This window comes from Aeromicrobium sp. Root495 (genome assembly GCF_001426755.1).
GTDB lineage: Bacteria > Actinomycetota > Actinomycetes > Propionibacteriales > Nocardioidaceae > Aeromicrobium.
Genome location: NZ_LMFJ01000001.1, coordinates 2,528,553 through 2,528,889 on the forward strand (window position 1 = coordinate 2,528,553; position 337 = coordinate 2,528,889).

The following is a 337-nucleotide window of genomic DNA, read 5'->3' on the forward strand; positions in this document are numbered from 1 at the left end:
CGGTTTCCTCAACCGCAGGCCGCAGGTTCGAATCCTGCCGGGGGCACCGACGGATCAACGATCCTGCTGCGTGCTGCGTGATGGGTACTGCGTGGTGGGTATTGCGTGCTGCTGATGAAGCAGTCGTGCCGGCCCGCCGGAGCGGACCGGCACGGACGGGGTCACTTCTTGAAGACGTCCTTGACGTCCTCGACGGTGTTCTTCACGTCGCCCTTGGCCTGGTCCTTCTTGCCCTCGGCCTGCAGGTCCTTGTTGTCGGTCGCCTTGCCGACGGCCTCCTTGACCTCGCCCGTGACCTTCTCAGCGGTGTTCTTGGCCTTGTCGATGAAGCTCATGA

At 63.5% G+C, this 337-nt stretch carries 1 protein-coding gene; it reads right to left on the minus strand.

Annotation, left to right across the window (positions count from 1 at the left end):
* Nucleotides 1–161: 161 nt before the first annotated feature.
* Nucleotides 162–335, minus strand: a complete 174-nt coding sequence (locus tag ASD11_RS17805; RefSeq protein ID WP_082554341.1) for a CsbD family protein — start codon at nucleotides 333–335, stop codon at nucleotides 162–164.
* Nucleotides 336–337 lie beyond the last annotated feature (2 nt).

Coding starts and splice junctions, on each gene's coding strand:
- ASD11_RS17805 (WP_082554341.1), bottom strand. CDS start 335: ATGAGCTTCATCGACAAGGCCAAGAACACCGCTGAGAAGGTCACGGGC.